Source organism: Chitinophagaceae bacterium (genome assembly GCA_007695095.1).
GTDB lineage: Bacteria > Bacteroidota > Bacteroidia > Chitinophagales > REEL01 > REEL01.
The window spans coordinates 24,099-30,603 of record REEL01000068.1 but is presented as its reverse complement, the minus strand read 5'-3'; the positions used below and the strand labels follow the sequence as shown (position 1 = coordinate 30,603).

Annotated in this window: 5 protein-coding genes; 3 read left to right on the top strand and 2 right to left on the bottom strand. The window is 34.4% G+C overall.

The annotated features are described in order from the left end of the window. Together EA412_02515 and EA412_02510 are read right to left on the bottom strand one after the other, a co-directional pair. Positions 1-404 (bottom strand): citrate transporter (locus tag EA412_02515; GenBank protein ID TVR81852.1); only part of this gene is annotated, 404 nt, incomplete at its 3' end. A 74-nt stretch (positions 405-478) separates the two neighbouring features. Beyond that, positions 479-1,708: an amino acid dehydrogenase gene (locus EA412_02510; protein ID TVR81850.1), complete on the bottom strand. Its 1,230-nt coding sequence runs from the start codon at positions 1,706-1,708 to the stop codon at positions 479-481. A 212-nt stretch (positions 1,709-1,920) separates the two neighbouring features. On the opposite strand from EA412_02510, the gene EA412_02505 reads away from it, so the two are divergent. The 3 genes from EA412_02505 (at position 1,921) to EA412_02495 (ending at position 6,445) form a co-directional block, all read left to right on the top strand. After that, positions 1,921-3,996, top strand: a complete 2,076-nt coding sequence (locus EA412_02505; protein TVR81849.1) for a thioredoxin domain-containing protein — start codon at positions 1,921-1,923, stop codon at positions 3,994-3,996. Positions 3,997-4,066: 70 nt separating this feature from the next. Further along, complete coding sequence (locus tag EA412_02500; protein TVR81848.1) at positions 4,067-5,038, top strand: type IX secretion system membrane protein PorP/SprF; 972 nt, start codon at positions 4,067-4,069, stop codon at positions 5,036-5,038. A gap of 147 nt (positions 5,039-5,185) precedes the next feature. Further along, the gene (locus EA412_02495; protein TVR81847.1) at positions 5,186-6,445 is read left to right on the top strand and encodes a gliding motility-associated lipoprotein; all 1,260 of its coding nucleotides are present in this window, start codon (positions 5,186-5,188) and stop codon (positions 6,443-6,445) included. Positions 6,446-6,505: the final 60 nt, after the last annotated feature.

Here is a 6,505-nt window from a genome sequence, read left to right as displayed (position 1 = left end):
ACAAAAGGAGTCCCGGCTTTATTTACTTTTATTAAAATACCACCCGAAGCCACAAAAAGAGCTGTTAATAAAGATATAAATGAAAAATATTCAGCAGCAGAATGTAAGGGATAGTGATATTCATTTAAAAAAAACAGATAGTAAACCATGGTTACAGCTCCTAAACCGGAAGCAACATGAGGGAAATAGTTATGCCAAAATCTCGCATAAAACAAGGGGCCGGTAGCTATCATCAATAGTAAAACAACAAATGGAATTACTGACCAGATTGCCGGAGAGCTATATTCATCATCTTCCTGCTCGCTTACTACAGTTTCTAAAAGATTATAGTCATCTTCATTAACTTCATTTCCCAACAAAATAGCAGGGGCACAAGTTATAAATAAAGAAATAAAAAAAATCATTACAATTTTCAGTAGAGATTTTTTTTTCTTTTTCGGCAGATTACATTGGGGAACCTCCATTAATAAAGTGTTAGTTACATTAATTTTTGTAAAGCTATTTGTAAACCGTTTTGACTTATCATACGAAGCTTATCAGATTTAGTTTTACATTCTTCTAAACTCTGCTTGATTGTATTTTGAACATCATTAAAGATGTTTTTATCAGAAATTTCTATATCGTTTTCCATAAGATATGCAAAGGTCCTTGCCATACCACAGTTTGCAATAAAATCAGGAATCAGGCTGAAGTTTTCATCAGCAAAAGCTGTTGTTGGACCGTAAAAAGGATCTTCATCATCAAAAGGCACATTTGCCCCGCTGGAAATAGTGTGTACACCTGATTTTAAAAGTCTTTCGAGATGACCTTTATTTATAAGTCTGGAGGCTGCACAAGGTAAAAATATATCAGCAGGAATATCCCAGAATTTTTTATCAATTTCAGTATTAGAAGAAGCTTCTGGGTCAGCTAATTGATTTCCGTTTCTGTTATTAAAAAGTTCTGTTACTTTTTCTACTGACAATCCTGATTCATCAATCAAGCCTAACTCTTTATCAAGAATTCCACAAATTAATGCTCCTTTTTTGGCTAAATAAAAACCGGCAGCAGCAGCAACATTTCCCCATCCCTGGATCAAAACTTTTTGATTTTTTAGACTTTGATTTTTATAAATAGAATAAAATTCCTCCAATGAAGCGGCAACACCAAATCCGGTTATCATATCAGCTATAGTCCATTTTTGAGAAATGGAAGGAGAATATGATTTGTCCTCAATGATTTTGGAAACGCCCTGACGTAACTGTCCAATTATTTTTATTTTATCTTTTTCTTTAGATTTTAAATGACCATTTACGACTCCTTCTTGAGGGTGCCATAAGCCATAGGATTCTGTGATTGGAATCACATCTTTTAGTTCATCTACATTTAAGTCACCGCCTGTGCCATAGTAATTCTTTAAAATTGGGATTACAGCCTGGAACCAGCGATTTAAAACCCCTTTTCTATCAGGGTGTGACGGGTCAAAGTTTATACCAGATTTTGCACCTCCTATTGATGGACCGGAAACAGTAAATTTGATTTCCATCACTTTGGCAAGATACTCAACCTCTAATCTGTTTAAACCTTTTCGCATTCTGGTTCCACCACCACAAGCACCATTTCTCAATGAATTTATCACTATCCAACCGGTAGCATCAGTTTCGGTGTCTTTCCATTCAAAAACTATATGTGGTTGCTTTTTCTTATAATGGTCTAATAAATCGTCCATATTTTTGCAGTATGTGCTTTAATCGGCAAATCTAAAAAAAGACCTCTAATAAAACTTATAAAAAAGTAGTTATTTTTTTATTTCTGTCATAATAGTTTTTTTTATTTCAAAACGGAAATACTCTTTTAATAAAATGTAAACTTTACTTTAATTTATAGAGTTACCTACATATTATATAGTATATTCTGCAACTAAAGTTAAATTCAGAAATTATGGAAAAACAAAATGGCACTCCCAACAAATTGATAAATGAAACTAGTCCATACTTATTGCAACATGCATATAATCCTGTTGATTGGCACCCCTGGTCTGAAGAAGTTTTGGAGATGGCAAAAAAGCAAGACAAACTAATTTTAGTCAGCATAGGTTATGCCGCTTGTCACTGGTGTCATGTAATGGAAAGGGAAAGCTTTGAAGATCCGAAAGTTGCGCGTTTCATGAACGAACATTTTGTAAATATCAAAGTAGACAGAGAAGAACGGCCTGATATCGATATGTATCTAATGGATGTTGTACAGATAATATCCGGACAAGGTGGTTGGCCACTGAATGCTTTTTTACTGCCTGATGGAAGACCTTTTTTGGCAGGAACATATTATCCGCCGGTTGAAATGGGAGGAAGGCCTTCCTGGATGCAGCTGTTGAATGGAATAGTAAAATCTTTTCAGCAAAAGAGAAATGTGCTTGAAGAGCAGTCTGAGAAAATAAAAGGACACATTTTGAAAATTGATGAAAAACTATTGATGTCCACAGAGGAAAGCTTTATGACTTTTGACGAAATCTTTGAAAAGCTACAAGTTAATTTAATTTCAAATTTTGATAATGAAAATGGTGGTTTTGGTCAAGCTCCGAAATTTCCGCAGTTTTCTTCACTAGAATTGCTACTCAACCTTTATTACACTTCAGGTAAAAAAGAATTTTTAAATAAACTGAAGTTCACCTTAGACAAAATGTTAAGTGCCGGCATTTATGATCAACTTGAAGGAGGTATAGCCCGATATACGGTTGATGAAAATTGGAAAATCCCTCACTTTGAAAAAATGCTTTATGATAATGTTTTGCTGATTGATTTACTTTCTTCTGTATACAAAATCACAGGAGATCCTTACTATAAAGACTATCTTTTAAAGACTATAGGATTTTTAAATAATAAGCTCACCAATGATGAAGGCTGCTTTTATGCAAGTATTGATGCAGATAGCGAAGGAGAAGAAGGCAAATATTACACATGGCATTGGTCTGAGTTGCAAGATATACTTGGTAAGGAATTGAAATTGTTTGCCGAGTATTATCAAATGACACCTTCCGGTAATTGGGAAGGTAAAAATATACTACATGCAGAAGTGAGAAAGGATGATGTATCATCACACTTTGGTTTGAAAGTAAAAGATTTCTATGAATTACTGGAAAGTGGTCATAAGAAATTATTGGATGCCCGCTTAAAAAGAATTAAGCCTTCTATAGATACCAAGATAATTGTTTCCTGGAATGCCCTTGCTGTATCTGCTTTAGTTAATGCTTATGAAGCAACTCAAATTGAGTCAATAAAAATGAAAGCTGTAGAATTGTTTGAGATAATCTGTAAACATGGAAAAGATGAACGGACATCTATGATGTTGAGGTTGATTGACAAAAAGAAAAAATCTTCAATTGGCTTTTTAGATGACCATGCTTATTTACTGGATGCAGCGCTAAAACTATGGAATATAACTCAGGATTACATCTATATTGAACAAGCAAAGAGTATTGCACAGATAATTGTAAAAGAATTTTCAGATGAAAAAGAAGAATTGTTTTTTTACGCAAGCATAAATCAAAACACAGGGTATGATAAAGTAGAGATATTCGATAATGCCATTCCTGCTTCCAATAGCATATTAATAGAATGTTTTTTTAAATTAAGTATGTTAGACGATCACTATAATTATAACAAAAGGGCAATGAAAATGATAGAAAAAATGAAAAACCCTATTATAAGTTATACTACAGCCTTAAGTAAAGGGGCCTCTGTTTATTTACTTTATTTAAAAGGGTTAAGTCAAATAGTTGTTCCGGAAAATAAAACACTTAGAAAAATTGAAAAATTTTATCATCCGGGTAAAATAGCCTTATTGAATAATGAAAAGCTAAAAGGTAAAGATATCCCATTGCTGGAAGGCAGGCATGACAAAGAGTCTCAGAAAAATTACTATCTATGTAAATCCGGTGTTTGCGGCTTGCCTTTAGAAAATGAAACTGAGTTTATAAAATTATTAGAAGATACATTATATAATAATCAAATCAAATAATTTAAAAAGCTACTCGTTTATCTAAAAGTTTTCCTATTTTAGAGTAAACTTTGAATCAGACAGTGATTATATGAACAAATTAATTTTAAGTGTTCTGTTCTTTTTAACGATATCTAATGTGATGTATGCACAATTAGATCCTCAGATAACACAGTATAATAGTGTTAAGTCTGTATTTAACCCGGCGGCAATTGGTCTGGAAAATGTAGTGGATATAAATCTACTTCACAGAAGTCAATGGGTAGGATTGGAAGGAGCACCTTCAACTCAGGCTTTTTCTGTCAATAGTCCTCTTGAGGTATTGGGCGGAGGTATCGGTCTCACTTTTCAAAATGATATGGCGGGAGCGATGGGAACATCTAATTTAATGTTAGCCTATAACTATGGAATTAGAGTAGGAAATGGTACATTATATATAGGTGCTTCAGCCGGACTATATCAATTGCGATTAAGCGGAGGTGATTTAATTACGCCTCAGGGAAATTATGAAGGTAGCAGTATTCAACACAATGACAATATTTTACCACAAGGAAATGTAAGCGGAATAGCTCCTGACTTTCATTTAGGAACCTTTTATACAAGTCGCCGTTTTTTTGGAGGCATATCAGCAACTCATATAAGCGGCTTAGATATAAATTTGCATAACGAATTTGACGGTCAAAACTTTAGCCTAAGCAGAAATTACTATGCATTGGCAGGCGGGAATATCGAGATTAACAATATCTTAATACAGCCTTCCGTTTTATTTAAGTCAGATTTAGTAAAAAGCCAGGCAGATTTTAATTTATTAGTTAATTTTAATGGTAACTTTTGGACGGGACTTACGTATAGAGGATATGACGACAGTAGTTTTGATGCTTTAGCGGTAATAGCCGGACTAAGTCTTTCAAGAAATTTAAATTTGACTTATAGTTTTGATTACCCATTGTCTGATGTTGCCAGAGAAACCATTGGCTCTCATGAAGTGGGATTGAATTACCGGATAAATTTAAGAGCAGGTGATGGTGATGGGAAGATAATTTATAACCCAAGGTTTTTATAAAAATCACTATCAAATTTTGTTTCTGAGAAAATATTCCTAACTTTATTCAAAATTTACAGTTGATTTTTTGATTTTTGAAACATTAAAACTATTTTTACGCTTCTTTTAAATTTTGAAGAAGTATTATTAAGGAAAAACTGAAGTATTATGAAGATTAGATTGTTTAAGTTATTCTTGCTATTTATAGCTGTTGGAATGGTTGCTTGTTCAGGTGGAAACCGTGGGCAATTAGTTGGTGTACAAGAAAGGCCAACTTGGAATAATATCATCCCTTACGGTATGGTATATATCCCTTCCGGAGCTTTACACATCGGACCAAGTGATCAGGATGTGAATCATGCGTTAATTCAAAGACACAAGCAAGTTTCTATTCATGGATTCTTCATGGATGATACAGAGATAACAAACAATGAATACAGACAATTTGTTCATTGGGTTCGTGACTCTATTGCTGCTAAGAGATTAGGCGGTGATTATTTGATAGAAGAAGGAACAGATGACGAGCGAATAAATTGGGATGCCATGAGAAGAATGGACTGGAATGATGAAGAGAATATGATGGTGTTGGAAGATTTATTTGTTCCTGAAGAAGAACAATTCTGGGGATTGAGAGAAATGGATGTAACAAATTTAATATTTGAATACAATTGGGTAGATTGGCAAAGAGCAGCCAGAGAAAGAGGTGTTCCACGCTCAGAGTTGGTTGTAAGAAAAGAAACGGCAATTTATCCGGATACATTGGTATGGATACGCGATTTTGCTTATTCATATAATGAACCTATGACAAGAAACTATTTTTGGCACCCTGCATTTGATGACTATCCGGTTGTTGGTGTAAATTGGGTGCAAGCAGAGGCATTTAGTGCCTGGAGAACAAAGATATGGGTAGATTATCGCTCAGCCAGAGGCGAAGCTATCAATGACCCTTTCAGATTGCCAACTGAACATGAGTGGGAATATGCTGCAAGAGGCGGTAAAGAATTAGCTCCTTATCCATGGGGCGGTCCTTACCTGAGAAATGCCAAAGGTTGTATACTCGCAAACTTTAAGCCGGGAAGAGGTAATTATGCTGAAGACGGTGGATTTTACACTGTAAGAGCTGATGCATACTGGCCAAATGATTACGGACTATACAATATGGCAGGTAATGTTGCTGAATGGACATCTACCGCATTTCATGAAGGATCTTACTCCTTTATACACGATATGAATCCTGATATTCGCTATGATGCAAAAGAAGATGATCCGGAATCTTTGAAAAGAAAAGTTATCAGAGGCGGTTCATGGAAAGATATCGGATATTTCTTACAAACAGGAACCCGTTCTTATGAATATCAGGATACTGCTAAATCTTATGTAGGATTTAGAAATGTACTGACTTTCCTTGGAAGATCTATTAATGATTAAACGGAGAGTAATAGTTTTTTAAGCCTATATCATTAAGTAGAAAAAAATAAAAACACGGTT

Coding starts and splice junctions, on each gene's coding strand:
- EA412_02500 (TVR81848.1), top strand. CDS start 4,067: ATGAACAAATTAATTTTAAGTGTTCTGTTCTTTTTAACGATATCTAAT.
- EA412_02510 (TVR81850.1), bottom strand. CDS start 1,708: ATGGACGATTTATTAGACCATTATAAGAAAAAGCAACCACATATAGTT.
- EA412_02505 (TVR81849.1), top strand. CDS start 1,921: ATGGAAAAACAAAATGGCACTCCCAACAAATTGATAAATGAAACTAGT.
- EA412_02495 (TVR81847.1), top strand. CDS start 5,186: ATGAAGATTAGATTGTTTAAGTTATTCTTGCTATTTATAGCTGTTGGA.